This window comes from Nonomuraea sp. NPDC050786, from assembly GCF_040654115.1.
GTDB lineage: Bacteria > Actinomycetota > Actinomycetes > Streptosporangiales > Streptosporangiaceae > Nonomuraea.
Genome location: NZ_JBFAHJ010000007.1, coordinates 125,922 through 149,140 on the forward strand (window position 1 = coordinate 125,922; position 23,219 = coordinate 149,140).

Annotated in this window: 29 protein-coding genes; 13 read left to right on the forward strand and 16 right to left on the reverse strand. The window is 71.7% G+C overall.

What is annotated here, in order from left to right; translation table 11 throughout:
* Positions 1 to 16 precede the first annotated feature (16 nt).
* The 11 genes from AB0H84_RS16030 (at position 17) to hypE (ending at position 8,415) form a co-directional block, all read left to right on the forward strand.
* Positions 17 to 1,822, forward strand: coding sequence for a nickel-dependent hydrogenase large subunit (locus AB0H84_RS16030; RefSeq protein ID WP_357603907.1), 1,806 nt, complete (start codon positions 17 to 19; stop codon positions 1,820 to 1,822).
* A 9-nt stretch (positions 1,823 to 1,831) separates the two neighbouring features.
* Positions 1,832 to 2,269, forward strand: a complete 438-nt coding sequence (locus AB0H84_RS16035; protein WP_357603909.1) for a hypothetical protein — start codon at positions 1,832 to 1,834, stop codon at positions 2,267 to 2,269.
* On the forward strand, positions 2,266 to 2,886 hold the full coding sequence (locus AB0H84_RS16040; RefSeq protein ID WP_357603911.1) for a DUF5947 family protein: 621 nt from the start codon (positions 2,266 to 2,268) through the stop codon (positions 2,884 to 2,886). The genes AB0H84_RS16035 and AB0H84_RS16040 overlap by 4 nt, the downstream gene beginning before the upstream one ends.
* A complete protein-coding gene (locus AB0H84_RS16045; RefSeq protein WP_357603912.1) occupies positions 2,883 to 3,101 on the forward strand; it encodes a hypothetical protein in 219 nt (72 codons plus the stop codon). The genes AB0H84_RS16040 and AB0H84_RS16045 overlap by 4 nt, the downstream gene beginning before the upstream one ends.
* Positions 3,102 to 3,112: 11 nt before the next feature.
* The gene (locus AB0H84_RS16050; RefSeq protein WP_357603914.1) at positions 3,113 to 3,751 is read left to right on the forward strand and encodes a DUF6084 family protein; all 639 of its coding nucleotides are present in this window, start codon (positions 3,113 to 3,115) and stop codon (positions 3,749 to 3,751) included.
* Positions 3,752 to 3,756: 5 nt separating this feature from the next.
* Positions 3,757 to 4,635 (forward strand): hypothetical protein, encoded by an 879-nt coding sequence (locus AB0H84_RS16055; RefSeq protein WP_357603916.1) that lies wholly within the window; start codon positions 3,757 to 3,759, stop codon positions 4,633 to 4,635.
* Entirely contained in the window at positions 4,632 to 5,429 is a 798-nt protein-coding gene (locus tag AB0H84_RS16060; protein ID WP_357603918.1) for a hydrogenase maturation protease, read from the forward strand. The genes AB0H84_RS16055 and AB0H84_RS16060 overlap by 4 nt, the downstream gene beginning before the upstream one ends.
* 124 nt (positions 5,430 to 5,553) lie before the next feature.
* The gene (locus tag AB0H84_RS16065) at positions 5,554 to 5,919 is read left to right on the forward strand and encodes a hydrogenase maturation nickel metallochaperone HypA (protein WP_357603920.1); all 366 of its coding nucleotides are present in this window, start codon (positions 5,554 to 5,556) and stop codon (positions 5,917 to 5,919) included.
* Positions 5,897 to 6,169, forward strand: coding sequence for a HypC/HybG/HupF family hydrogenase formation chaperone (locus AB0H84_RS16070; RefSeq protein WP_357603922.1), 273 nt, complete (start codon positions 5,897 to 5,899; stop codon positions 6,167 to 6,169). The genes AB0H84_RS16065 and AB0H84_RS16070 overlap by 23 nt, the downstream gene beginning before the upstream one ends.
* 21 nt (positions 6,170 to 6,190) lie before the next feature.
* Positions 6,191 to 7,345, forward strand: a complete 1,155-nt coding sequence (hypD, locus tag AB0H84_RS16075) for a hydrogenase formation protein HypD (RefSeq protein WP_357603924.1) — start codon at positions 6,191 to 6,193, stop codon at positions 7,343 to 7,345.
* Positions 7,342 to 8,415 (forward strand): hydrogenase expression/formation protein HypE, encoded by a 1,074-nt coding sequence (gene hypE / locus AB0H84_RS16080; RefSeq protein WP_357603926.1) that lies wholly within the window; start codon positions 7,342 to 7,344, stop codon positions 8,413 to 8,415. Before hypD ends, hypE begins: the two co-directional genes overlap by 4 nt.
* 86 nt (positions 8,416 to 8,501) lie before the next feature.
* Here the strand turns inward: hypE and AB0H84_RS16085 are convergent, their stop codons facing one another.
* The 4 genes from AB0H84_RS16085 to AB0H84_RS16100 form a co-directional block, all read right to left on the reverse strand.
* Positions 8,502 to 9,101 carry an SIS domain-containing protein gene (locus AB0H84_RS16085; protein WP_357603928.1) on the reverse strand — a complete coding sequence of 200 codons (600 nt, stop codon included), beginning with the start codon at positions 9,099 to 9,101 and terminating at the stop codon, positions 8,502 to 8,504.
* Positions 9,098 to 9,310, reverse strand: a complete 213-nt coding sequence (locus AB0H84_RS16090; protein ID WP_357603929.1) for a HypC/HybG/HupF family hydrogenase formation chaperone — start codon at positions 9,308 to 9,310, stop codon at positions 9,098 to 9,100. Before AB0H84_RS16090 ends, AB0H84_RS16085 begins: the two co-directional genes overlap by 4 nt.
* Positions 9,307 to 9,792, reverse strand: coding sequence for a phosphoheptose isomerase (locus AB0H84_RS16095; RefSeq protein ID WP_357603931.1), 486 nt, complete (start codon positions 9,790 to 9,792; stop codon positions 9,307 to 9,309). The genes AB0H84_RS16090 and AB0H84_RS16095 overlap by 4 nt, the downstream gene beginning before the upstream one ends.
* Before the next feature lie 125 nt (positions 9,793 to 9,917).
* Positions 9,918 to 10,280 carry a YciI family protein gene (locus AB0H84_RS16100; RefSeq protein ID WP_357603932.1) on the reverse strand — a complete coding sequence of 121 codons (363 nt, stop codon included), beginning with the start codon at positions 10,278 to 10,280 and terminating at the stop codon, positions 9,918 to 9,920.
* A gap of 31 nt (positions 10,281 to 10,311) precedes the next feature.
* On the opposite strand from AB0H84_RS16100, the gene AB0H84_RS16105 reads away from it, so the two are divergent.
* On the forward strand, positions 10,312 to 11,109 hold the full coding sequence (locus AB0H84_RS16105) for an FAD-dependent monooxygenase (protein ID WP_357603934.1): 798 nt from the start codon (positions 10,312 to 10,314) through the stop codon (positions 11,107 to 11,109).
* Here AB0H84_RS16105 and AB0H84_RS16110 read toward each other — a convergent pair.
* From AB0H84_RS16110 to AB0H84_RS16125, 4 genes are all read right to left on the reverse strand, one after another.
* Positions 11,099 to 12,319 (reverse strand): cytochrome P450, encoded by a 1,221-nt coding sequence (locus tag AB0H84_RS16110; RefSeq protein WP_357603936.1) that lies wholly within the window; start codon positions 12,317 to 12,319, stop codon positions 11,099 to 11,101. The genes AB0H84_RS16105 and AB0H84_RS16110 overlap by 11 nt on opposite strands.
* 39 nt (positions 12,320 to 12,358) lie before the next feature.
* Positions 12,359 to 12,559 (reverse strand): ferredoxin, encoded by a 201-nt coding sequence (locus tag AB0H84_RS16115; RefSeq protein ID WP_345001741.1) that lies wholly within the window; start codon positions 12,557 to 12,559, stop codon positions 12,359 to 12,361.
* The gene (locus AB0H84_RS16120; RefSeq protein ID WP_357604281.1) at positions 12,543 to 13,214 is read right to left on the reverse strand and encodes a TetR family transcriptional regulator; all 672 of its coding nucleotides are present in this window, start codon (positions 13,212 to 13,214) and stop codon (positions 12,543 to 12,545) included. Before AB0H84_RS16120 ends, AB0H84_RS16115 begins: the two co-directional genes overlap by 17 nt.
* A gap of 177 nt (positions 13,215 to 13,391) precedes the next feature.
* Entirely contained in the window at positions 13,392 to 14,339 is a 948-nt protein-coding gene (locus tag AB0H84_RS16125; RefSeq protein WP_357603938.1) for a right-handed parallel beta-helix repeat-containing protein, read from the reverse strand.
* 336 nt (positions 14,340 to 14,675) lie between these two features.
* Here AB0H84_RS16125 and AB0H84_RS16130 point away from each other — a divergent pair, with 336 nt between their 5' ends.
* Positions 14,676 to 15,533 carry a hypothetical protein gene (locus AB0H84_RS16130; protein ID WP_357603940.1) on the forward strand — a complete coding sequence of 286 codons (858 nt, stop codon included), beginning with the start codon at positions 14,676 to 14,678 and terminating at the stop codon, positions 15,531 to 15,533.
* Between the two features lie 42 nt (positions 15,534 to 15,575).
* Here the strand turns inward: AB0H84_RS16130 and AB0H84_RS16135 are convergent, their stop codons facing one another.
* From AB0H84_RS16135 to AB0H84_RS16170, 8 genes are all read right to left on the reverse strand, one after another.
* Positions 15,576 to 16,499, reverse strand: coding sequence for a TIGR04222 domain-containing membrane protein (locus AB0H84_RS16135; RefSeq protein ID WP_357603942.1), 924 nt, complete (start codon positions 16,497 to 16,499; stop codon positions 15,576 to 15,578).
* A 51-nt stretch (positions 16,500 to 16,550) separates the two neighbouring features.
* Positions 16,551 to 17,957 carry an aminotransferase class V-fold PLP-dependent enzyme gene (locus AB0H84_RS16140; RefSeq protein ID WP_357603944.1) on the reverse strand — a complete coding sequence of 469 codons (1,407 nt, stop codon included), beginning with the start codon at positions 17,955 to 17,957 and terminating at the stop codon, positions 16,551 to 16,553.
* A 41-nt stretch (positions 17,958 to 17,998) separates the two neighbouring features.
* Positions 17,999 to 18,808 (reverse strand): AraC family transcriptional regulator, encoded by an 810-nt coding sequence (locus AB0H84_RS16145; RefSeq protein ID WP_357603945.1) that lies wholly within the window; start codon positions 18,806 to 18,808, stop codon positions 17,999 to 18,001.
* Between the two features lie 8 nt (positions 18,809 to 18,816).
* Positions 18,817 to 18,939 carry a hypothetical protein gene (locus tag AB0H84_RS16150; RefSeq protein ID WP_357603947.1) on the reverse strand — a complete coding sequence of 41 codons (123 nt, stop codon included), beginning with the start codon at positions 18,937 to 18,939 and terminating at the stop codon, positions 18,817 to 18,819.
* Between the two features lie 9 nt (positions 18,940 to 18,948).
* Positions 18,949 to 19,503, reverse strand: coding sequence for a helix-turn-helix domain-containing protein (locus AB0H84_RS16155; protein ID WP_357603950.1), 555 nt, complete (start codon positions 19,501 to 19,503; stop codon positions 18,949 to 18,951).
* Between the two features lie 48 nt (positions 19,504 to 19,551).
* A complete protein-coding gene (locus AB0H84_RS16160) occupies positions 19,552 to 20,550 on the reverse strand; it encodes a cytochrome d ubiquinol oxidase subunit II (RefSeq protein WP_357603952.1) in 999 nt (332 codons plus the stop codon).
* Between the two features lie 2 nt (positions 20,551 to 20,552).
* On the reverse strand, positions 20,553 to 21,992 hold the full coding sequence (locus tag AB0H84_RS16165) for a cytochrome ubiquinol oxidase subunit I (protein ID WP_357603954.1): 1,440 nt from the start codon (positions 21,990 to 21,992) through the stop codon (positions 20,553 to 20,555).
* Positions 21,993 to 22,099: 107 nt separating this feature from the next.
* The gene (locus tag AB0H84_RS16170; protein ID WP_357603956.1) at positions 22,100 to 23,167 is read right to left on the reverse strand and encodes a LacI family DNA-binding transcriptional regulator; all 1,068 of its coding nucleotides are present in this window, start codon (positions 23,165 to 23,167) and stop codon (positions 22,100 to 22,102) included.
* Positions 23,168 to 23,219 lie beyond the last annotated feature (52 nt).

The window sequence follows — 23,219 nt, forward strand, 5'->3', positions numbered from 1 at the left end:
GAGGGAGAGCGGCGAGGTGGCAATCCGTACGGAGCCGACCAAAAAGCGGGCGGGTGAGACCCGCGAGCTGGTGGAGATGTCCTGGGACCCGATCACCAGGATCATCGGCAACCTGGGCATCTACACGAAGATCGATTTCAAGAACCGCGAGGTCGTCGAGTGCAAGAGCACCTCGTCGCTGTTCCGCGGCTACAGCGTGTTCATGAGGGGCAAGGATCCTCGCGACGCGCACTTCATCACGAGCCGCATCTGCGGCATCTGCGGCGACAACCACGCGGTGTGCTCGATCTACGCCCAGAACATGGCCTACGGGATCAAGCCGCCTCCCCTGGCTGACTGGATCATCAACCTGGGCGAAGCGGCCGAGTACATGTTCGACCACACGCTCTTCCAGGACAACCTGGTCTTCGTCGACTACTGCGAGCAGATGGTCAAGGAGACCAACCCCAGCCTGCTGCGCCGGGCCGAGACGACCGAGGCGCCCAACGCCGGCGTCCACGGCTACCGGACGATCGCCGACATCATGCGCGCGTTCAACCCGTTCAGCGGCGACCTCTACAAGGAGGCACTGCAGGTCAGCCGGATCACCAGGGAGATGTGCTGCCTGATGGAGGGCAGGCACGTGCACCCGTCCACGCTCTATCCGGGCGGCGTGGGCACGGTCGCGACTCCCCAGGTGTTCACCGACTACCTGTCACGGCTGCTCAAGGTCCTCGACTTCGTGAAGAGGGCCGTCCCGATGAACGACGACATCTTCGACTTCTTCTACGAGGCGCTGCCCGGCTACGAGGAGGTCGGCCGCAGGCGGGTGATGCTCGGCTGCTGGGGCGCCTTCCAGGACCCGGCGGTGGTCGACTACGACTACCGGAGCATGAACGGCTGGGGCCGCCGGATGTTCGTCACGCCGGGCATCGTCCTGGACGGCGAGCTGCTGACCACGAACCTGGTGGACATCAACCTCGGCATGCGGATCCTGCTGGGCAGCTCCTACTACGACGACTGGCAGGCCGAGGAGACGTTCGTCACCCACGACCCGCTCGGCAACCCGGTGGACCAGCGCCACCCGTGGAACCAGACGACCCTGCCCCGGCCGCAGAAGCGCGACCTGGAGGGCGGCAACTACAGCTGGGTGATGAGCCCCCGCTGGTACGACTCGCGCACCGGCGACCACCTGGCGCTCGACACCGGCGGCGGCCCGCTGGCCCGGCTGTGGTCCACGGCGCTCGCCCGCCTCGTCGACACCGGCACGGTCCGTTCCACCGGGCAGAGCGTGGAGATCAACCTGCCCAGGAGCGCGTCCCTCCCGGAGACGCGGCTGGAGTGGAAGATCCCGCGCTGGGCGAACACCCTCGAGCGCAACCGCGCCCGCGCCTACTTCGTGGCGTACGCGGCGGCGATGGCGCTGTACTTCCTCGACCAGGCGATGGGCGAGGTCAGGGCCGGGCGCACGCAGGTGTTCACCGACTTCGACGTGCCGGAGGAGGCGATCGGGGTCGGCTTCCACGAGGCGGTGCGCGGGGTGCTCTCGCACCACATGGTGATCCGCGACGGCAAGATCGCGAACTACCATCCGTACCCGCCGACGCCGTGGAACGCCAGCCCGCGCGACATGTACGGCACGCCGGGGCCCTACGAGGACGCGGTGCAGGGCATGCCGATCTTCGAGGAGAACGGCTCCCACTCGTTCAAGGGCATCGACATCATGCGTACCGTGCGCAGCTTCGACCCGTGCCTGCCCTGCGGCGTGCACATGTACCTGGGCGACGGCAAGGTGCTCAAGCAGGTGCATTCGCCCACCTTCGGCGCGAGCTTCTCCGGCTAGGGACGGGCGATGAACGAGCGCATCGACAGGATCGAGGCCCTGCTCGAACAGGCCGGCCCGGCCGCGACCGAGCTCGTCGGGGAGCTGCTCGACCTGTACGGCGAGGGCCTGGCACGGGTCATGGCCGTCGCGGGCGAGGAGGCGGCGGCGCGCCTGGCCGCGGACGAGCTGGTCTCGCCGCTGCTCCTGCTGCACGACCTGCACCCGCTGGACACGCGGGCGCGGGTGGAGACGGCGATCGCCGGCAGCTCCGCCGACGTCCTCGCCGTCGAGGAGGACCTGGTACGCCTGCGCCTGCGGGCGGGCGTCTGCCGCTCGTCCACGGCCGCCATGCGGCAGGCGGTGCAGGACGCGGCGCCGGAGATCGAGCGGGTCGAGATCGAGTTCGAGGACACCGCTTTGATCCCGGTCGAGAGCCTGGCCGTCCGCCGGGCGCCCGCGACATGACCGGCCTGCTGCGCCGGCTCGCCACGCGGCCCCGCGAGCAGTCGCACCCGGCGCAGGAGTGCGAGCTGTGCGGCGAGCCGCTGCCCGACAACCACCGCCACCTGCTCGAACTGCCCAAGCGCGAGCTGCGCTGCGCGTGCCGGGCCTGCCAGGTGCTGTTCGACCACGCGGCGGCCGGCGGCGGGCACTTCCGGCTGGTGCCGGAGCGCCGCCGGCGGCTGAGCGGCCTGAGCCTGGACGAGGAGACCTGGGCGGGCCTGCGGACGCCGGTGCGCACGGTGTTCGTGATCCACGACTCGGGCACCGGGCTCCCGGCCCAGTTCTACCCGAGCCCGGCCGGGGCGGTGCAGGCGTCCGTCGACCTGCCCGTCTGGGAGCGGCTGCTGCGGGAGAACCCGGCGCTCCAGGAGCTGGAGCCCGATGTGGAGGCCCTGCTCGCCGACCGCGACCGCGGCGCCTGGATCGTGCCGGTGGACGACTGTTACGCGCTCGTCGGCGCTGTCCGTACGCGGTGGCGAGGGCTGACGGGCGGCCCGGACGTACGCCGGCACATCACCCGATTCTTCACCGACCTCGACGACCGGTGCTCGCCGGTCACTGACAGGAGCAGAACATGACCAAGAAGAGCACGATCAAGACGGGCCGGCGCGACGTGCGCCCCGACGCCCCCGCCCACGTCAAGGGCGTCCACGAGGGCAACACGAGCGGCAACTACGACAAGCAGGACGGGCACCTGTCCGACGGCCGCTCCACGGCCAGGCGCTCGACCGGCGTCAACCCCGCCAAGCACGACCCGATCGACCCCGACATGCCCAACCTGTCGCCCGCCTGACCGCGACCGCCATGCCACCGACATCACCGGCGCTGCGGATCGAGGTGCGCGGCGTCGACGCGACCGAGCCCGCCGTCGCGCCCGCGCTGCGATTCCTGCTCCGCCTGGAGGCGGACGCGCCGGTCCGCGCGCTCACGCTGACCACGCAGATCCGCATCGACGCCACCGCCCGCGGCTACGACGATCAGGCGCGGGAGCGGCTGGCCGAGCTGTTCGGCCCGCCCGCGGCCTGGGGACGCAACCTGTCCAGCCTGCTGTGGACGCAGACGGTCACGCACGTCCCGGCCTTCACCGGCGCCACCACGGCGCCGGTCACCGTCCCTTGCACCTATGACTTCGACGTGGCCGCGGCCAAATACCTGCACGGCCTCCCCGATGGGGAGGTGCCGCTGCGCTTCCTGTTCACCGGCACCCTGTTCTACCAGGACGAGGGGCGCCTGCAGGCCGCCCACCTGCCGTGGGACACGGAGTCGGCCTTCCGCATGCCGGTGGGGGTGTGGAAGGAGCTCATGGACCGCCACTTCCCGCGTACCGCCTGGATCCGGCTGGAGCGTGACACGTTCGACCGCCTGTACGCGCACCGGGTGCGGCACACGCTGCTCGGCTGGGACGACGCGGTGCGGTCGCTGTTGGAGACGAGCGGAGGCTGACACGCATGGACCAGGTCAGGCAGATCGCGCGGGCCGTGCTGTACGAGGGCTACCTGCTGTGGCCGTACCGGGAGTCGGCGCTGAAGAACCGGCACCGCTGGACGATCGGCGGCGTCCACCCCGAGGGGTACGGCAGCCCGTCGATGATGCGTACCGAGTGCCTGCTCCAGGCGGAGCCTCACGACACCGTTGACGTGTGCGTGCGCTTCCTGCACGTCGTGACCCGCAACCCACCCGGCCAGGAGGCACGGGAGCGCGAGGTGAACGTGCCGGGCCTCGTCCTGGACGAACTGCTGTCCGGCCCGGTCATCACCAAGCTCGACATCCCGGACGGCCTCCGCCGCGGCCCCGGAGACGTGGCGCGCGGCTGGGAGGCCCTGTGCGGGCGGATCGAGGCGAGCGCGCGGCGGCTGCGGCCGGATCTGTTCCGGATCACGGTCGAGGTGGCCAACACGACGCCCTGGCACGGAGGCACCCGCGACGAGGCCATGCGCCGCACCCTGGTCTCCGCGCACACCGTGCTGCGCGCGCCGGGCGCCCGGTTCGTCTCGCTCATGGACCCGCCCGAGGAGCTGCGGGCGCACGCGGCGGGCTGCGACAACGTCGGCGCCTGGCCGGTGCTCGTCGGGCCGGACACCGTCCTGTCCGCACCGATCATCCTGTACGACAACCCGAAGATCTCGCCGGAGAGCCCGGGCGACCTGTTCGACGCCACCGAGATCGACCAGCTGCTCACGCTGAGCGTGCTCGCGCTCAGCGACGAGGAGCGGCACGAGATCCGGGACGGAGACCCGCGCGCCCGGGAGATCCTCGACCGCTGCGAGGCCCTCACGCCCGAGGAGCTGATGCGGCTCCACGGCATCATGCGCAGGACGGAGCCATGAGCGAATTCTGGGACCAGATGGAGAGCCGCGGCCCCGGCGAGGTGGTCGTCGGCGGAGTGCGGATCGGGCCGGGCAGCAAGGTGCGGCTGAAGCCGAAGAGCCAGGCCGACATCTTCGACCTCGTGCTCGACGGCCGCGAGGCCGTGGTGGAGAGCGTGGAGCAGGACGACGAGGGCGCCTTCCACGTCGCGGTCACGCTCGACGACGACCCCGGGCGCGACCTGGGCGAGGCCCGGCTGCCCGGCCACCGGTTCTTCTACTCCGCCGAGGAGATCGAACCCCTCGAAAGCCCCGTCCGCGTCCTGGTCGCCGGGATCGGCAACGTGTTCCTGGGCGACGACGGGTTCGGCGTCGAGGTGGTTCGCCGCCTCGCCGAGGAGGGAGCCGTCCCGGGCGTGGACGTCGTCGACTTCGGCATCCGCGGCATGGACCTGGCCTACGCCCTGCAACGGGAGTACGCGGGCGTGGTCTTCGTGGACGCGGCGGCGCGCGGCCAGGCTCCCGGCACGCTCACCGTCCTCGATCCCGAGCTCCCCGACGCGAGCGACACGCTGGTGGAGACGCACGGCATGGACCCGGTCAGGGTCCTGCGGCTGGCCCGGCAGCTCGGCCGGATCCCCGCGCTGGTGCGGGTGGTCTGCTGCGAGCCGGTCTCGGTCGGGGAGGCGCTGTTCGAGCTGAGCGAGCCCGTACGGGCGATGGTCGGCGAGGCGGCGAGCCTTGTGAAGTCCCTGGTTATGGAAATGATTGCGGAAAGCACCGTTCCGGGCTCCCGCGATCCGGCACCCCGGTGAGGTGATGTGTGATGAGGAAGTCGCGCGTGATGACGCTGCTCGTGGTCTGCGGGCTGACGGCGCTGATCGTCCACCAATGGCCGGACATCCGGCGGTATCTGAAGATGGAACGAATGTAGGCAGCATGCATGAGATCGGGATGTGCGAGGGCCTCGTCGAGCTGATCCAGCAGCGGGCGGGGGGCAGGCGGGTAACGGCCGCCCGGGTACGCGTCGGCGCACGGCACGCCGTCGTCGGCGACGCCTTCGACCAGGCGTTCACGATGGCCGCGGCCGGCACGGCCGCTCAGGACGCCGAGGTGGAGCTGGTCGTCACGCCGATGACCGTGCGCTGCGAGACCTGCGGCAGCCTCTCCGAGTCGGTGGACGCGCTGGCGCTCTGCCCGGTCTGCGGCGGCGACGACGTCGACGTCAGCGGCGGCGACGAGCTGGTCCTGGAGTCCGTCACCTTCGGCGAGGAGGTGCCCGGTGTGTCTCGGCATCCCCGGTGAACTCGTCGAGCGCGTGCCCGAGCACGAGGATCTGGCCGTGGTGGACGTCAGCGGCGTGCGCCGGCGCATCAACATCGGCCTGCTCGCCGAGGAGCGGCTCGTGCCGGGCGACTGGGTGCTCGTGCACGTCGGCTTCGCGCTGTCCAAGATCTCCGAGAAGGAGGCGCAGGCCGTGCTCGACTACCTGCAGGGGCTCGGGCAGCCGTACGCGGACGAGCTCGACGCGCTGCGTGCCTCGGACATCACGTGAGATCGGGCGAGGGGGCCTCTGATGCGGTTCGTCGATGAGTTCCGCGACGCGGACCGGGCGCGGGCGCTCGCCGCGCGGATCGCCGCGCGCTGCCGGCCGGGCCGGCGGTACACGTTCATGGAGGTGTGCGGCGGCCACACGCACACCATCTACAAGCACGGCCTGGAGGACCACCTGCCGCCCGAGGTGAACCTCGTGCACGGTCCCGGCTGCCCGGTCTGCGTGATCCCGATGGGCCGGGTGGACGACGCCATCCACATCGCCCGGCAGCCGGATGTGATCATGACGTCGTTCGGCGACATGACGCGGGTGCCCGGCGGCGCGGGCTCGTTCCTGGACGCCAAGGCGGCCGGGGCCGACATCCGGATGGTCTACTCGCCGCTGGACGCGCTCAAGATCGCGCGGGCGAACCCGGACCGGAGAGTCGTGTTCATGGCGATCGGGTTCGAGACCACCGCGCCGTCCACCGCGATGACCGTGCTGCGGGCCGCGGAGGAGGGCCTGGCCAACTTCTCCGTCTTCTGCAACCACGTCATGATCATTCCGGCGATCAAGGCCATCCTCGACTCGCCGGACCTGCGGCTCGACGGGTTCATCGGCCCCGGCCACGTCTCGGCGGTGATCGGCTGCGAGCCGTACGAGTTCATCGCCCGCGACTACGGCAAGCCGATGGTGGTGGCCGGGTTCGAGCCGCTGGACATCCTGGCCTCCGTGCACATGCTGCTCGGCCAGCTCGCCGAGGGCCGCTGCGAGGTGGAGAACCAGTACGCCCGCGTGGTGCCCTGGCACGGCAACCGCGTCGCGCTGTCGGCCATCGGCCGGGTGATGCGGCTGCGACCGCACTTCGAGTGGCGCGGGCTCGGGTTCATCGCGCACTCCGCCCTCGCCATGGCGGACGAGTACGCCGCCTTCGACGCCGAGCGGATCTTCGACCTGCCCGGCGTACGCGTGGCCGATCCCAAGTCGTGCCAGTGCGGCGAGGTGCTCAAGGGCGTGCTCAAGCCGTGGGAGTGCAAGGTGTTCGGCACCGCCTGCACGCCGGAGACGCCGATCGGCACCTGCATGGTCTCCTCGGAAGGCGCGTGTGCCGCGTACTACAACTTCGGGCGGTTCAGCCGGGAGCAGATGCGTGCGGCGGCCCGCGAGCCGCTGGCGGAGGAGGCGAGCCGGGCATGAGCCGCGAGCAGCAGGTGCTCGACCGCATCGAGCGCATCCGGCGGCGCAAGCCGGTCATCAGGGAGGAGCGCATCACCCTCGCCCACGGCGCCGGGGGCAAGGCCACGCAGACCCTGATCGAGGCCGTCTTCCTGGAGGCGTTCCGCAACCCGCTGCTCGCCCCTCTGGACGACGGCGCGCTCCTGCGGCTCGGGGACGGGCAGCTGGCCTTCACCACCGACTCGTACGTGGTGTCGCCGCTCTTCTTCCCCGGCGGCGACATCGGTGACCTGGCCGTCAACGGCACCGTGAACGACCTGGCCATGTGCGGGGCGCGGCCGGCCCACCTGTCGGCCGGCTTCATCCTGGAGGAGGGTTTCCCCGTCGCCGACCTGCGGCGCATCACCGACTCGATGGCGGCCGCCGCGGCGGCGGCCGAGGTGACGATCGTCACCGGCGACACCAAGGTCGTCCAGCGCGGCAAGGCCGACGGCTGCTACATCACCACGGCCGGAGTCGGGCTCGTCGAGCAGCCGGTCACGCTGTCGGCCGCGCATGCGCGGCCGGGTGACGCCGTGATCGTCTCGGGCCCGATCGGGGAGCACGGCGCCGCCATCATGCTGGCCAGGGGCGACTTCGACATCGAGGCGCCGATCACGTCCGACACCGCCCCGCTCCACGGGATCGTCTCCGAGCTGCTGGAGGCGCTGCCGCAGCACGTCAGAGCGCTGAGAGACGCCACCCGCGGAGGGGTGGCCACGGTGCTCAACGAGGTGGCCCGCGCATCGGAGGTGGCCGTCGTGCTGCGGGAGGATCAGATCCCGGTGCGGCCCGAGGTCACCGGCGTGTGCGAGCTCCTCGGCCTCGACCCGCTCTACGTGGCCTGCGAGGGCCGCTTCGTGGCGGTGGTGGACGGCGAGCACGCCGGACCGGCACTCGAGATCCTGCGCTCCCACCCGCTGGGCGCCGACGCCGCGATCGTCGGGACCGTCGCCGCCGCGCCGGCCGGGCTGGTCCTGCTCCGCACCGCCTTCGGCGGCACCAGGGTGGTGGACGTGCTCGTGGGCGACCCGCTACCCCGCATCTGCTGACACCAGGGTGGTGGACGTGCTCAAGGGCGACCCGCTACCCCGCATCCGCTGACACCAGGGTGGCGGACGTGCTCGCGGGCGGCCCGCTACCCCGCATCCGCTGCCACCAGGACGGCCAGCACGTGGTAGAGCGTCGCCTGCGCCTCCTGGATGCGGTGCACCGACGACGACGGGACGACGAACAGGTGCTCGGCCAGCCGCTCTTCGGCCATGCGCCCGCCGCCTGAGCCGGCGAAGCCGATCGTCACCATCCCCTGGCTGCCGGCCTGGGCCAGCCCGCGCAGCACGTTCGCCGAGCCGCCGCTGGTGGACAGCGCGCAGGCGATGTCGCCCGCGCCGCCGAGCGCGGCGAGCTGGCGCGCGAACACCACGTCGAAGCCGATGTCGTTGCCGAGCGCCGTGACCAGCGCCGAGTCGCAGGCCAGCGAGACCGCGGGCAGCCCGCGCCCGGTGAAGAGCGCCGCCACCGACCGGGCATCCGTGCTGCTGCCGCCGTTGCCGAACGTGAACAGCCGCCCGCCCGCGCGGAACGCGGCGGCCACCGCCGCCGCGCACGCCACCAGCGGCGCCTCCAGCTCGTCGAGCACCCGCCGCCGCAGCTCCAGGCTCTCGAGCGCCTTCTCGGCCGTGGACACCGCCAGGTCGAGCGGGTCACGCCGCAGGAACGGATAGAGCGTCCCGGTCACTGTTCGTCCCTTCCGAGCACGGCGATGGCCTCGCCCGCGTGCACCAGCACGGTGTCACCGACCCGCGCGTCCACCAGCGCCACGCTGATCTCCTCCGTCCCGGCGCCGGTCTCGGCCCAGGCCAGCCCGGCGGGCAGCAGGCCGGCCACCCGGACCTGTACGGCGACGTCACCGCAGGTCACGCAGGAGTCACAGGCGTCCTCGGTCATACGGCGGCCTCCAGGAACACATGAACCAGCTCCCACAGCAGGTGGTACACCGTGATGTGGATCTCCCGCGCGACCAGGGGATCCCCGCTCCGCGCCGGCAGCACGTGATCGGCTTCCCGGCACTCCTCGTCCGCCGTCAGCGCGACGGTCAGCATGCCGAGCCCGCGAGCGGCGGCGAGGTCACCGGCGGCGGGCCGGATCCCCACGGCGATGTCCTGCGGCCGTCCCAGTATCGGCAGCAACGAGGGATCGGCGCCCAGGCAGAGGGCAGGCAGCGCGCGCTTGCCCACGATCACCGGGTGCGTGAACTCCACCGCCACGTGCGCCGCGTCCGCGGCCGCCTCGGCCCGGCCGAACGCCAGCAGCCTGCCTCCACCCCGGAACCGCCCGGACATGTCGGACGCGGCCTCGATGACGGCGCCGACGTCTGCCACCAGCGCCATACCCGCGGCGTCACGGACCCGATCGAGCACTTGGGACATCCCGTCTTCCTCGGATGCACGACATCGCCCATTCCACCGTGGGACGGCATGGATGATGGGGATTTCTCCGCCACCGATTCGGCAAGGTCCCGGCAAGATTCGCCTCGCCGGGACCCTGCCGTCGGCTACTCCAGGTGGTCGCTCGGTTCGCCCTGGAACTCGCGGACCTCGATCGGAAGCGTGGTCGCGCGGGCGAGCTTGCGGCCCCATTCGAGCGCCGACTCCAGGTCGGGCGCCTTGATGATGGACAGGCCGCCGACGTGCTCCTTGCCCTCGACGTACGGGCCGTCGGTGACCAGGGGCTCGCCGCCCCCGGGACGCACCACGACGGCCGCGCCCGCATCGTGCAGCCCGCCGGCGAAGACCCAGGCCCCCGCCGCCTTGAGCTCCTCGTCGAACGCCGCTACCGCACGCATGATCGGCTCCAGGAGCTCCGGCTGCAGCGGGCCGCCGTCGGGCTGCTGGATGCTGAGCAGGTAGTGCCTCATGTCGCTGTGACCTCCCTTGATGTGGTGGATGATGCCCACAGGGCTTCACCGGCTACACGAACGGCCTCCCGCCGATTCGACAGCGAAGGGAGATCTCACGCCGGCCGACGGCCGGCTGATCCGCGCCTCGTACGTGGTCGGCGCCGACGGCATGCACAGCACGGTACGCGAGCACAGCGGCATCTCCTTCACCGGCGACACCTACGACCAGTCGTTCGTGCTCGCCGACGTGCGCCTCGACTGGGCGGGGGCCGCCGACGAGGTCTCCCTGTACTTCGCCCCGGGCGGGGTGACCGTCGTCGCCCCGTTGCCGGGCGGCCGCCACCGGATCGTCGCGACGGTCGAGGAGGCCCCCGAGCGCCCGGACATCCCCGACATCCAGGCGCTTCTGGACAGCCGCGGCCCGGTCGCCCATCCGGCCACGGTCACCGGCCTCGTCTGGAGCTCACGGTTCCGCGTCCACCACCGCCTCGCGGACCGCTATCGTGCGGGCCGGATCTTCCTGGCCGGAGACGCGGCCCACGTCCACAGCCCGGCCGGCGGCCAGGGCATGAACACCGGCATCCAGGACGCGCTCAACCTGGCGGGCAAGCTCACCGCGGTGCTGCGCGACGGCGCCCCGGAGACGGTCCTGGACGCGTACGAGGCCGAGCGCCGCCCGGTCGCCGAGGAGGTCGTCGCCTTCACGCACAGGATGACGACCATCGCGACGGTGGGCAGTGGCCCCCTCCGCTCCCTGCGCAACACGGCCCTGCGCGCCCTGGACTTCATCCCGGCGGTTCACCGCACGATGGCGATGAACCTGTCGGAGCTCGCGGTCACCAAGTGACGGGGAGCTCGTAGACGCCGTAGACCGCGCCGTCGTGCTTGAACGGGATCCGCTCCAGGTCCGTCGCCAGGCTCAGGGTGGGGACGCGCCGGTAGAGGGTGCTGTAGGCGACCTGCAGCTCCATCCGGGCCAGGGGCTGGCCGAGGCACTGGTGCACGCCGAAGCCGAAGGCCACGTGGCGGCGGGCGTCGCGGCGGATGTCCAGCTCGTCCGGATTGTCGGGGAAGACCGAGGGGTCGCGGTTGCCGATGTCGTTGGCCATGATGATCCCCTCCCCCGCCCTGATGGTCCGGCCGGCGATCTCGATGTCCTCCAGCGCGATGCGACGGCGCCCGTTGTGGGTGATGTTGAGGTAGCGCAGCAGCTCCTCCACCGCCCCGGCGACCAGCTTGGGGTCGTCGCTCTCGCGCAGCAGGGCCAGCTGGGCGGGGTTCCGCAGCAGGGCGAGCGTGCCGAGCGCGATCATGTTGGCGGTGGTCTCGTGCCCGGCGATCAGCAGGAGCACGCCCATCTGGGCGGCCTCCTGCCGGCTCAGGTCGCCGGCCTTGACCCGCTCGGCCACCCGCGACAGCAGGTCGTCGCCCGGCTCGGCGAGCTTCCTGCCCACCAGGTCGTCCAGGTACCGGGCCAGCCGCCCGCCGGCGGCGGCCCGCTCCTCGGGCGCCACGCTCCGCTTGATGATGGTCTTGCTGTTCTCCTGGAAGAAGTCATGGTCCGCGTACGGCACGCCGAGCAGCTCGCAGATCACCAGCGACGGCACCGGCAGCGCGAACGCCTCGACCAGGTCCACCGGCTTCGGCCCCGCCAGCAGGTCGTCGATCATGTCGTCCACGATCTTCTGCACGGCCGGGCGCATGGACTCCACCCGCCTGACGGTGAACGCCCCCTGCACCATGCGGCGCAGCCGGGCATGCTCGGGGTCGTCCATCAGGATGAAGCTGAGTCCGATGCCGCCGCTTCTGGCGGGCGCCGGGATCGGGAAGCCGGGGCGGGTGACGTCGGAGCTGACCCTCCGGTCGGCCAGCAGGGCCCGCTGCTCCGCGTACGTCGTCACCAGCCACGCGGTGCCGCCGCTCTCCGGGACCCGGACCCTGGCCAGCGGCCCTTCCTGCTGCAAGGCGCGCAACCGCGGCGGCGGGTCGAACGGGCACCCGGCCGCCCTGGCCATGGGGAAGTCCGGGATCTCGGCCGAGCTCAAAGTGTCGGTCATCGCGTGCTCTCCTCTGGGAGAAGTCGGTAGGGAGGGGACTTACGCGTTCTCGCTGAGCTCGATGGCGGCCGCGGGGCAGACGGCGGCGGCCTCACGGACCGACGCGTGCAGGTGCTCGGCGGGCTCCACCTCCAGCAGGATGACGATGCCGTCGTCCTCACGCTGGTCGAAGACGTCCGGCGCGAGCAGCACGCACTGGCCTGCACCGCAGCACTTGTCCTCGTCAACGCGTACTTTCATCAGATGTTCCTCTCCGCTCGTCCGGTGTGAAAGGGGCCGCCCACAGCGCGACCACGGCGTCGATCAGCCCGGTCGCGGCGTCGTGCCAGGTGGCCCGGGGCGTGGGCGTGCGCTCGGCCAGGGCGCGTTCGCGCTCGGCGCACATGTGGATCATCAGCTGGCTGGTCATGTCGTTGCGCTCGGCCCGTACCTCGGGGGGCAGCTGGGGCAGGCACCGGTTGAGCCCGGCGACGATCTCGACGAGCGTGGGCGAGGTCAGCGCCTCGTCGATCATGATGTCGCGCAGCGCGGGGTCGGTCGCCACCTGCGCGGCGAACCTGGCGTACCACGTGGGGCTGCCCAGGGCGTCCAGGTGCTCGGTGACCGGGCGGATCAGGCAGGCCGCCCAGTCGCGTGCGTCGGCCGAGTCGCCGATCTCGGCCAGCATGCGTTCGCGGATGCGCTCGAGCTGCTCGGCGTGCTTGCGGACGATCGCGCGTACCAGATCGGCCTTCGTGCCGAAGTGGTAGCCGACCGCCGCGTTGTTGCCCTGGCCCGCGGCCTCGCTGACCTGCCTGTTGGACACGGCGAACACGCCGTGCTCGGCGAACAGCCGCTCCGCGGCCGTCAGGATCTGCTCGCGGGTCGCGCTGACCCGCTCGGCTCGCACGGCCATGCTCACCCCCGCACCGTGACCCCTCTGGATGGACATCGCTCCGGGTTCACCCAAGCAGAGCTCCAGAGCTTAAGTCAAGCGACTGAATTAAAATCTACCCTCGTCGAGGCGTACGCGAGCATGGGACGGCCTCCCACGGGTGTGGAGGGGACCCGGGGAGGCCGTCGGTGAGTGCGGTCAGATGCTGATGCGGCCCGCCCCCGCGCCGCCGGTCACGATCGACTTGACATTGGAGGGAGTGTCCAGGGGGTAGGAGTACGGGATCGAGCCGACGCTGCCTCCGGCGCTGCCGCTGCCGGAGTTCACGAAGTAGTTGTTGCGGGCGACGAGGTTGCCCGCGGGGGAGCTGCCCTCGCCTCGGTGGAACGGATCCTTGGTGTTCTCGAAGTAGTTGCCCTCGACGAGGACGCCCGCCTCGCACGTGGACGCCACACCGTAGCTGCCGATGTTGGCGTAGTAGTTGTTGTACACGTGCACCGGGTTGCCGAAGCGCACCCGCGGGTGGCGCTGGTTGGTGCCGTCGAACCAGTTGTGGTGGTAGGTCACCCTCAGGTGGCCGCGGTCCTCGCCGCCGTTGCTGTCGCTGTGGCCGAGCAGCATGGTCTTGTCGTGGCTCGAGAACCGGTTCCAGGAGACGGTGACGTAGTCGCTGGCGCGCTTGATGTCCACCGCTCCGTCGTAGCCGTTGCTGAAGGAGTTGTGGTCGATCCACACCCGCGTGGAGTACTGGACGTTGATGCCGTCGTCGTTCCAGTTGCGGAAGGTGAGGTTGCGGATGATGACGTTGGACGCGTTGGAGACGTTGAATCCGCAGCCGGAGATCACCGCGCCGGAGTTGCCGATGACGGTCTTGTTCGAGGCCACGCGGAGCATGCCGGAGCAGGAGATCGTGCCCGACACCCTGATCACCGAGGCCGAACCGGACGACAGGGCGCTGGACAGGGCGGAGGACGAGTTCACCGTCGTCGTGGCCGCGCCGCCACCGCCCGTCGTGCCACCGCCCTGCGTAGCCCATCCGATCGGGGCGGTGTCGGCCGCCGACGCCGGCTGTGCGGTCATGGCCAGCCCGGCCACCCCGGTGATCGCGGCGGTAAGGCCGCTGATCAGTTTGGAGGTGCGTCGCATCTCTGTTCTCCTCCCGTGCTTGCGAGTCGTTTCCTGACTGCCGTTCACATTTGTGAACGCCACACACATGAGCGAACGACCGCAACGGTAGGAAAGCGCTTTCCTACCGTCAATGCCGGGACCTGTCCCGGCCACCGCCGGAAAGGCATCGCCGCTGGCCAGCCGCCGACATCCCTGCTTTCGCGCGGTGAAACTTTCATGTCGGGTCGCCCACGGGAGGTGCCGAATCGGAAATTTACGATCTCCGGCAGTGTGGACAAGCGTGTCCGTCGGCGTGGCAGCCTGACCGGCTGCGATGTTAATGCTCCAGGTCTTCGCCGTCACCGGAGCGCACGGATGATCGATCTTCACTTCGTCGGGCCCAGCCGCCCCGCCAACGACTACCCGTTCGTCGACGTGACCGACGGCGACACCCCGAAGATCGAGATGTCGGTCCGCATGGTGTCCATCGACACCCCGGAGAGCCACTACGGCGGCAGCCCGCCGACCGCCCAGGCGACCCTGGAACGCACCAAGGCACGGCTCCAGGACGGCACGTACGACGCCCTCCCCCAGCACCTGCGCGACTACCTCGTCTCGCGCATCACCCCGGACGCCGCCCTGCACCACCTGACCGCCGGCGAGCTGGCGGCCGAAGCCCACCGGACCATGGTGAAGACCCGGCTGACCCGCCGGGACGGGACGCGACGCAAGATGGCGGTCGTCGCCACCGGCGAGCTCGTCGAGGGCCACGGGCGCCTGCTGGCCTACACCGCACCCTGGTTCTCAGGCTCCGCCTCCGATCCGCTGCCGCCGCGCGACGATCCCGACCGGCGTACGTTCAACCTCGACATGGTGGCGCTCGGCTGGGCCGCCACCTTCGTGATCTACCCCTCCATCCCGCCCACCTCCGACCTGAACCTGCTGCTCGGCGAGGCGGAGGCGGCATGGCAGGAGAAGCGCGGCGCCTGGTCACACTTCGGCCAGGACCTGCTGCTGGGGTACGAGTACCGTGCCTGCGTCAAACTCGGCACCCAGCACCTGGACGACCCCGCGAAGGCGATCGGGGAGGCCTATCAGCGCGTGTGCGTGGACCTCCGCACGCTGACCGAGGTCGGCCTGTACGGCTACCACGAGGTGCCGCCGCCGTACCGGCTGTGGATCTGGGCCAAGGACCTGGAGCAGGCCCGCAAGGACCTGCCCATCAAGCACTGACCCCCCGGGGCGGTAGGGCGAGGGCAGCTCGACGAACCACTTCTACCCGCTCCCGCCACCGCCACAACCACCGCCACCACAACCACCACCGCCGCCACAGCCGCCGCCACCGCATCCCCAGCCGCCGCCGCTGCCGGGGATGGCCCCGTACGTGTGGCTGAGGCCCAGGTCAGCCGGATAGAGGTGGCCATCGGGGATCACCCGGGTGCTGAGCTCGGCCGACAGCCCAGAGTCGCCGAGGTGGCTCAGCCCGTAGAGGGCCAGCGGCATGGCCACCGCGTCGGCGATGACCCCGTGCGGGTGCTCCCGCCTCGCCTTCTCCACGTGGTGGCGCCCCGCCCGGCCGAGCGTGACCCGCCGGCGCCCGGCGTACAGGGGTCCGAGTTTCTTGGCCGCCAGCCAGCTCGCGCCGAACCCCAGCAGGCTCGCCACCGACAGCTCCGGCGAGCCCATCACGATCATGACGATGACGTTGACCACCGCCCCGCCGATCGCGATCCAGGGGATCCACCTCAGCAGATCCCGGCAGACGCGGTACCCGGGCACGGCCTGGGGATCGACGAGCAGGCCCAGGCCGATGAGCCTTTCCCAGATCTCGGCGACCTCCGCGCTCCCCGCCAGCTCCCGCTTGACGCGCACGGCCGGGCGGCCGACCGACCGCGCGGCCATGATCTCGAGCAGCCGCCGCTCCACCGGGTATCCCGCGGAGACGGCGGTGCGGACGCCGTGCAGCTTGCCTCCTCTCGAGACCCGGATCTCGCCCTCCCTGGAGAGCAGCCCCACCGCGGTGTCCGCCACCCGCCAGGGGCCGCCCGCCAGATAGGCGAGGTCGTAGTAGCCGAGCTCGACGTCCCGCAGCCCGCCGATCCGCAGGCGGGCCCGGGCCAGCGACAACTCCGCCGTGAGAACCGCGCCGACGGTGACCGCCCCCAGCAGCGCCGACACAAGAGCCAGGACAACGTCCATAAGACCTCCCCGTGTCTCGATCAACGCATAAGGAGCAGATAAGGGTTCCGGTCAACGGACTTCCCGTGAGGCGGCGGTGCGGATGATGCCCAGGGCCTCCTCGACGCGGTCCGCGTGGGTGCGGAAGCTGAGCACGCACAGGCGCAGGTAGAACCTCCCGTCGATGGTCGTGCTGCTCAGGTACACGCGCCGGGTGGCGTTGATCTCCGCCAGGAACCGCCTGTTGCGTTCGTCCGTACCGCGTAGCCGGAAGAGCACCACGGTCAGGTCCGGCTGCCACGGCAGCTCGAAGCGCGGGTCCTGGGCGAGGCGGCGGTGGAGGTCGGCGGTGAGATCGAGCTTCTCGTCCAGCTCCCGCTCGAAGGCCCGTACGCCGTGCAGGTGCAGCGGCAGCCAGAGGCGCAGCCCGCGGAACTCCCGGGTCAGCTCCACCCCGAGGTGCCCGAAATCGGGCAGGTCGCCCATCGGGCTGAGGTCCTGAAGGTAGCGGCCGTCAGCCGCGTGGGCGGCATGCAGGACGTGCGGGTCGCGTACCAGCAGCAGGCCGGTGCCGTACGGGAGGAAGAGGCTCTTGTGCGGGTCCAGCACGATCGAGTCGGCCATCTCGATCCCGGCGAGGCGGGCCCGGCCGCGCTCGGTGAGCTGGAACCCCCCGCCGTAGGCGGCGTCCACGTGGAACCAGAGCCCTTCCCTGCGGGCCAGCTCGCCCAGCTCGGGGAGCGGGTCGACGGTGCCGGAGCTGGTGGTCCCCGCGGTGCCGACCAGCAGGAACGGGCGGAGCCCCGCGGCCCGGTCGGCGGCGATCATCGCGGCCGCCGACGGAACGTCCATGCGCAGGTCCGCGGTGGCGGGCACGGTCCGGATCCGCTCGGCGGGCAGGCCGGCGATGCGGGCGGCCTTGGCGACGCAGTAGTGCGTGTGCTCGGTCACGTAGATCGTGCCGCCTCCCAGCGTGGCGTCCCCCAGCGCCTGGCGGGCGGCGAGCAGCGCTGACAGCGTCCCCACCGAGCCACCCGTCGTGACCAGCCCGCCCGCGCCCGGCGGCAGCCCGAACCGGTCGCAGAACCAGGTCAGCACCCCGTGCTCCATGGCGACCAGGGCGGGCGCCACCTGGGCCACGCCGGTGAAGCGGTTGACGGTCTGGGCCAGCAGCTCGGCCAGCGCGGCGGTGACCAGGCCGCCCGCGGGGAAGTAGGCGAGATATCCGGGCCCGGCCGTGTCCACGCCCTGCGCGGCGGCCTCGCGGAAGAGCTCCAGGAGCGCGCCGAAGTCGCCGGGGCCGTCGCCGGGCGGCCGACGCAGCGCGGTGGTCAGCCGTTCGGCCTGCTCGTAGTCGCTCGCGGGCGCCGAGTCCAGCTCGCGGACCCAGTCGGCCAGGAAGTCCACCGCGTGCCGGCCCAGGCGTGCGATGGCGGAGGGGTCGAGGTCAAGGGGAAGAGCACGTTCGTCGGTTGTCACCCGAGCACGGTAGGCAGGCGGCGTACGTGAAGGATTGGACGTTATTGCACCCCACGCTGGTAGGCGCGCGGCGGCACGCCGACGAGCCGGCGGAAGTGCCGCGAGAGGTGCGACTGGTCGCAGAACCCCACCGTCACGGCCGCCTCGGCGGGCGGCGTGCCCTGCCGTAGCAGCTCGCGGGCCTGGGCGACGCGCAGCTGGGTCACGTAGGCGTGCGGCGGCATGCCGTACGCCCGCCGGAACGAGCGCACCAGGGCGTACGGCGTGACCCCCGCCACGGCCGCCAGCTCGGCCAGGCCGGGCGGGTCCGGCATCGTCGCGTGCAGCAGGTCGCGTACCCGGGCCACGCTCCTCCTGCCGATCCCGCGGAGCTGGCGCTGCGGCCGGCGCGTGCCGTACGCGCGGAGCGTGAGGACCAGGAGGGTGTGGAGCTGGGAGTCGGCGGCCAGCGACGCGCCGGACTCCGCCGCGCGGTTGGCGGCGATCACCCGCCGGGCCATGCGCGGGTCGGCGATCACCCGCCGGTCGAACGACGGTGTCCCACCTGGCACGCCGAGCTCGTCCGCGACCTCCCGCACCTGCTCGACGCTCGGGTACAGCACCCGGTACGCCCAGCCGTCGGCGGTGTGGGGCTGGCCCGTGTGCACGACGCCCGGCTCGATGAGCACGACCTCGTCCACGCCCGTGCGCTCCACCCCATCGGCGAAACGGATCTCCTCCAGGCCGGCCTCCACCGTCCCGAGCGCGTACGTCTCATGGCTGTGCCGGGCGAACCGGTGCCGGACGAACCGCGCCCGCATCAGGTCCAGGCCGCCGAGCCCGTGATAGCGCCAGTAGCGGGCAAGTTCCACATATCCCTTCATAGCGCGAAACGGCCCGCCGTGGTCATCCTGCCCGGCGCGAGCAGGCCGCGCAGCCTGGCGCCACTGATCTCCACGCTCCGACAGGCGACCCGAGCCGGCAGGGCGAGCTCCGTCGTCACCGGACCAGGTCAGGGTGCTTCGCCGGGATCGCCGGACGGCTGCTCGATCGGGAACTGGATGGGGCTGATCAGGTACTGCGTGCGCCCTGGCGCGGGGCCGTTCTCCAGCACCGGCACGATCGCGCGGCGCAGCTGGGCGATCAGCTCCAGCAGCTCGTCCCGGGTGAGCCAGACGGCGTGCTGGCGGTATCCGACGAGGTCCGCCGCCGGATCGGCGTGCTCCTTGTCCAGATAGGCGTTGAACTCGGCGAGCAGGGCGGCCATCGCCACGGCGAACCCGCGCCGGTGATCTTCCTTGGTCAGTGACCCGGCGGTGCCGGCGTCGATCGTGGCCCGGTCCTGGCGCAGCCGGTAGAGGCGCTCCACCGCGCCACGCACCCGCCGCTCCTCGGCCACCTCCAGGATCCCCCCGGCGGCCAGCAGCTCGATGTGCCGGTAGACGGTGGCCTTCGAGACGTCGGGGATGCGGGCGCACAGCTGGGAGGTGGTCAGCGTCCGGTCGCCGCGTAGCGCGTGGACGATGCGTAGCCGTACGGGCTGTCCCAGAAGCTCCAACGGATCCATGCCCCTACGGTCTCATGCTCTGCCACCTTTCTCGGAAACCGAGAAAGCCTACTTCTCGCGGTCCCGCTGGAAGGTGGCGTACAACCACCACAGTGAAGGCAGCAGCAGGAGCGCGCCCACGGCCAGCGATCCCAGGCCGGCCGCCAGAACCGCGTCGGTGGCGGCCGCCTCGTCCAGGGAGACGCCGGGGAGCGGCGCGGGATACTGCCCGACGCCCCAGCCCCACAGCAGCCCCGTCACGGCCAGGGCGGCGGTGAGCCGTACGGCCACGTACGCGCGCCACCACATCAGCGCCAGCGAGGCCAGCCCCGCCACCACGGAGAGCAGGAGGAGCGGCAGGGCCCGCCCCGACGTCAGCTGGGTGTACAGACCGGGCGTGTCGGCCCGCAGGACGATCAGGCCCGCGGCCGACAGCACCCCGACGACCACGCCGCAGACCAGCGCCCGCCGGCGGAAGGCCGCCACGAGGTCGGCGGCGCCGGCGCGCTGGGCGTCGCGGGTCAGGTAGACGCAGGCGAGGTAGGCGGCGACGCCGACGGCCAGCGCCCCCGCCGTCACGGAGGTGGGGTTCAGCCAGCTGCCCACCAGGTCGCCCCTGGCGATGCCGAGCGGCACCCGGCCCGAGGCGATGGCGCCCGCGACCGTGCCCAGGAAGAACGGGGTGACGACGGAGGAGAAGGCGAACGTGGCGCCGAACAGCCGGCGCTGCCACAGCTCCGTGGAGACCTTGCGGAAGGCGAAGGCCGCGCCGCGGCCGATGATGCCCAGCGCGGCGAGCGTGAGCGGGATGTAGAGGGTGGAGGCGACGGCGGCGAACACCGACGGGAGGCCGGTCCACGTCAGCACGATCACGAAGATCAGCCACACGTGGTTGGCCTCCCAGACGGGGCCGATCGAGTGCTCGATCAGCTCCCGCTGCTGATGCCCCGACTTGGCGCCGCCGGCGAGCAGGTCCCAGATGCCGCCGCCGAAGTCCGCGCCGCCGAACAGCACGTACGCGGTCAGGCCGACCCACAGGACCGCGAGCATGATCTCTGGCAGCGGCATGCTCACACGACCTTGTAACCGCTGATGTCGCGTTCCTGGGGCGCGACCGGCACCGGGACGTCGCGGGCCAGGCGGCGCAGCACGTAGACGGTGGCCACGGTGAGCAGCAGGTAGACCGCCGTCACCAGCACGAACCCGTACACCAGGCCGGGCGCCGGGTTGACCGCCTGCGACGTGCGCAGCACCCGGAAGACGATCCACGGCTGGCGGCCCACCTCGGTGACGATCCAGCCGGCCTCCAGCGCCAGCACCGCGGCCACGCCCGACGCGGCCGCTCCGCGCAGGAACCAGGGCGAGCGGGGCAGGTCACGCCGCCGTCTCCACTCCCACGCCAGCCAGGCGGCCAGGGCCAGCAGGGCGAAACCGCACGCGACCATGATCTGGAACGCCCAGTGCACCACGTTGACCGGCGGGCGATCGCCGGGCGGCACCTCCTCCAGCCCGTGGATCACGGCGTTCGGGTCCCAGTGCGCCAGCAGCGACAGCCCGTACGGGATCTCCAGCGCGTACCGGATCTCGCCGCCGATCGCGATGCCGCCGAGATGGAGCGGGACCCCGCGCCCCGTCCTGAACACGCCCTCCATGGCGGCGAGCTTGACCGGCTGCTGGTCGGCGACGGCATGGGCGGCCCAGTCGCCCACGCCGATCTGCACCGGGGTGATGATCGCCGCCACGGTCAGCGGCAGCAGCAGGCCGAGCCGGTGGTAGCGGTCGCGGCGGCCACGCAGCATGGCGACGGCGTAGACGCTCGCCACGCCGAACCCGGTGACCATGAACGCGGCCAGGATCATGTGCGTGGTCATCGGCGGCGTGGCCGGGTTGAACATCGCCGCCCACGGATCGACCGACACGACGCGGCCGTCCTTGACCTGGAAGCCGGTCGGCCGCTGCATCCAGGCGTTGGCGCTGACCACGAAGAACGCGCTGGCCACCCCCGCCAGCACGATCGGGACCCCGGCCAGCAGGTGCGCCCTGGGCGGGAGCCGGTCCCAGGCGTACAGGTAGATCCCCACGAAGATGGCCTCGATGAAGAACGCGATGCCCTCCAGGGCGAACGGCAGGCCGATGACCTCGCCGTACACGCCCATCATGCCCGGCCACAGCAGGCCCATCTCGAACGACAGGATCGTGCCCGAGACCGCGCCCACCGCGAACAGCACGCCCATCGCCTTGGCCCAGCGGCGGGCCAGCAGCCGGTAGTGGGAGTCGCCGCCGCGGTGCCCCCGCCACTCCGCGATCAGCGTGATGGCCGGCAGCCCGACGCCGAAGCAGGCGAGCACGATGTGCCAGCCCAGCGAGAGCGCCATCTGCATCCGCGCGGCCCCCAGGTCGGCGCCGCCGACGCCGTCCAGGACCTGAACGGCCATCGCGGCCCCGTGACACATGACCTTCGCTCCCCCGCTGCTCGGCTCGATCCCGCCGTCGCGGGTCCTGCCCGGCATCGGGTACGGGTAATGCCACGCCTCTCTGTAGGTCTGGTGTCAGCCTCACCATCGAGGCGACCGGCCCCGACTTCGGCTCCGACGCACTCCCCTCCGCGGCTTCGACGTCATGCGGCGCAGCCGCAGCTGCGCCTGGGGACCAGGGCCGCCGCCGGCGGCTCGGCGCCCCCGTCCAGGGAGAGCAGCAGGTCCACGGCCTGCTCGGCCATGGCCTGGAGCGGCTGCTCGGTGACCGTCAGCGCGGGAGCGGTGTAGGCGCTCTCCGGGGTCCCGTCGAGGCTGATCAGGGCGAGCCGGTCGGGGACGGGCACGCCGCAGGCCCAGGCGCCGGACAGGACGCCGATGGCCTGCTCGTCGGTGGCCGCGATCAGGGCACGCGGCAGGGCGCCCTCCGCGATCAGGCGACGGGTCAGGGCGTCCGCCGCGGCCCGCGAGTAGTCGGACCGCAGGAGCACGGAGCCGGGCTCGCCGCCGGCCACCGCCTCCCGCCGCACCCCCACAGGGCCGGGCTCGCCGCCGGCCACCGCCTCCCGCCGCACCCCCACAGGGCCGGGGTCACCGCCGACCGCCGCCTCCCAGGCCTCCCGCCGCACTCCCACAGGGCCGCCGTCGTGCGGGCCCGCCAGGAAGGCGACGCTCCGGTGACCGTGCTCGCGCAGGTGCGCGACCGCCTGCCGCACGGCCGCCCGGTTGTCGGCAGCCACCACCGGCGCGGGCCCGCCCGCGGGGCCGTGGTGGACGTAGACGGCGGGTACGCCGGTCGGCGCCGCCGAGTCTCCGGCGGTGTCCGACGAGACGATCACCAGCCCGTCGACCTGGGCGGCCAGGAAGCGTTCGACGAGATGCCCCTGGCGCTCCGGCGAGTATCCGGCGTTGCCCACCAGCGTGAGCCGGTCGCGCCTCTCCAGCGCCTGCTCGACGTACCTGGCCAGAGCGCCGAAGTACGGGTTCGACGCGTCCGCCAGCACCAGGCCCACCACCCCCGTGGAGCGCGAGCGCAGCGCGCGGGCGATGCGGTTGGGGCGGTAGCCGAGCTCGGCCGCCGCCGCCAGGACGCGCTCGCGGGTCGCGGCGGCCACGGGACGGGGGCCGTTGTTGATCACATAGCTGACCACCGCCGTCGAGGTCCCCGCTGCGCGGGCCACGTCGGCCAGAGTGCTCGGGCGTTTCGTCATAGCGGTTTACATTCTCGCATCTAATCGTTTAGATAGAGCCCTCTAAACGATT

What these genes read in the sequence shown, in the direction of transcription:
- AB0H84_RS16035 (WP_357603909.1), top strand. Translation starts at nt 1,832, where the DNA reads ATGAACGAGCGCATCGACAGGATCGAGGCCCTGCTCGAACAGGCCGGC.
- AB0H84_RS16040 (WP_357603911.1), top strand. Translation starts at nt 2,266, where the DNA reads ATGACCGGCCTGCTGCGCCGGCTCGCCACGCGGCCCCGCGAGCAGTCG.
- AB0H84_RS16045 (WP_357603912.1), top strand. Translation starts at nt 2,883, where the DNA reads ATGACCAAGAAGAGCACGATCAAGACGGGCCGGCGCGACGTGCGCCCC.
- AB0H84_RS16050 (WP_357603914.1), top strand. Translation starts at nt 3,113, where the DNA reads ATGCCACCGACATCACCGGCGCTGCGGATCGAGGTGCGCGGCGTCGAC.
- AB0H84_RS16055 (WP_357603916.1), top strand. Translation starts at nt 3,757, where the DNA reads ATGGACCAGGTCAGGCAGATCGCGCGGGCCGTGCTGTACGAGGGCTAC.
- AB0H84_RS16060 (WP_357603918.1), top strand. Translation starts at nt 4,632, where the DNA reads ATGAGCGAATTCTGGGACCAGATGGAGAGCCGCGGCCCCGGCGAGGTG.
- AB0H84_RS16065 (WP_357603920.1), top strand. Translation starts at nt 5,554, where the DNA reads ATGCATGAGATCGGGATGTGCGAGGGCCTCGTCGAGCTGATCCAGCAG.
- hypD (WP_357603924.1), top strand. Translation starts at nt 6,191, where the DNA reads ATGCGGTTCGTCGATGAGTTCCGCGACGCGGACCGGGCGCGGGCGCTC.
- hypE (WP_357603926.1), top strand. Translation starts at nt 7,342, where the DNA reads ATGAGCCGCGAGCAGCAGGTGCTCGACCGCATCGAGCGCATCCGGCGG.
- AB0H84_RS16090 (WP_357603929.1), bottom strand. Translation starts at nt 9,310, where the DNA reads ATGACCGAGGACGCCTGTGACTCCTGCGTGACCTGCGGTGACGTCGCC.
- AB0H84_RS16095 (WP_357603931.1), bottom strand. Translation starts at nt 9,792, where the DNA reads ATGTCCCAAGTGCTCGATCGGGTCCGTGACGCCGCGGGTATGGCGCTG.
- AB0H84_RS16100 (WP_357603932.1), bottom strand. Translation starts at nt 10,280, where the DNA reads ATGAGGCACTACCTGCTCAGCATCCAGCAGCCCGACGGCGGCCCGCTG.
- AB0H84_RS16105 (WP_357603934.1), top strand. Translation starts at nt 10,312, where the DNA reads ATGCCCACAGGGCTTCACCGGCTACACGAACGGCCTCCCGCCGATTCG.
- AB0H84_RS16110 (WP_357603936.1), bottom strand. Translation starts at nt 12,319, where the DNA reads ATGACCGACACTTTGAGCTCGGCCGAGATCCCGGACTTCCCCATGGCC.
- AB0H84_RS16115 (WP_345001741.1), bottom strand. Translation starts at nt 12,559, where the DNA reads ATGAAAGTACGCGTTGACGAGGACAAGTGCTGCGGTGCAGGCCAGTGC.
- AB0H84_RS16120 (WP_357604281.1), bottom strand. Translation starts at nt 13,214, where the DNA reads ATGGCCGTGCGAGCCGAGCGGGTCAGCGCGACCCGCGAGCAGATCCTG.
- AB0H84_RS16125 (WP_357603938.1), bottom strand. Translation starts at nt 14,339, where the DNA reads ATGCGACGCACCTCCAAACTGATCAGCGGCCTTACCGCCGCGATCACC.
- AB0H84_RS16130 (WP_357603940.1), top strand. Translation starts at nt 14,676, where the DNA reads ATGATCGATCTTCACTTCGTCGGGCCCAGCCGCCCCGCCAACGACTAC.
- AB0H84_RS16135 (WP_357603942.1), bottom strand. Translation starts at nt 16,499, where the DNA reads ATGGACGTTGTCCTGGCTCTTGTGTCGGCGCTGCTGGGGGCGGTCACC.
- AB0H84_RS16155 (WP_357603950.1), bottom strand. Translation starts at nt 19,503, where the DNA reads ATGGATCCGTTGGAGCTTCTGGGACAGCCCGTACGGCTACGCATCGTC.
- AB0H84_RS16160 (WP_357603952.1), bottom strand. Translation starts at nt 20,550, where the DNA reads ATGCCGCTGCCAGAGATCATGCTCGCGGTCCTGTGGGTCGGCCTGACC.
- AB0H84_RS16165 (WP_357603954.1), bottom strand. Translation starts at nt 21,992, where the DNA reads ATGCCGGGCAGGACCCGCGACGGCGGGATCGAGCCGAGCAGCGGGGGA.
- AB0H84_RS16170 (WP_357603956.1), bottom strand. Translation starts at nt 23,167, where the DNA reads ATGACGAAACGCCCGAGCACTCTGGCCGACGTGGCCCGCGCAGCGGGG.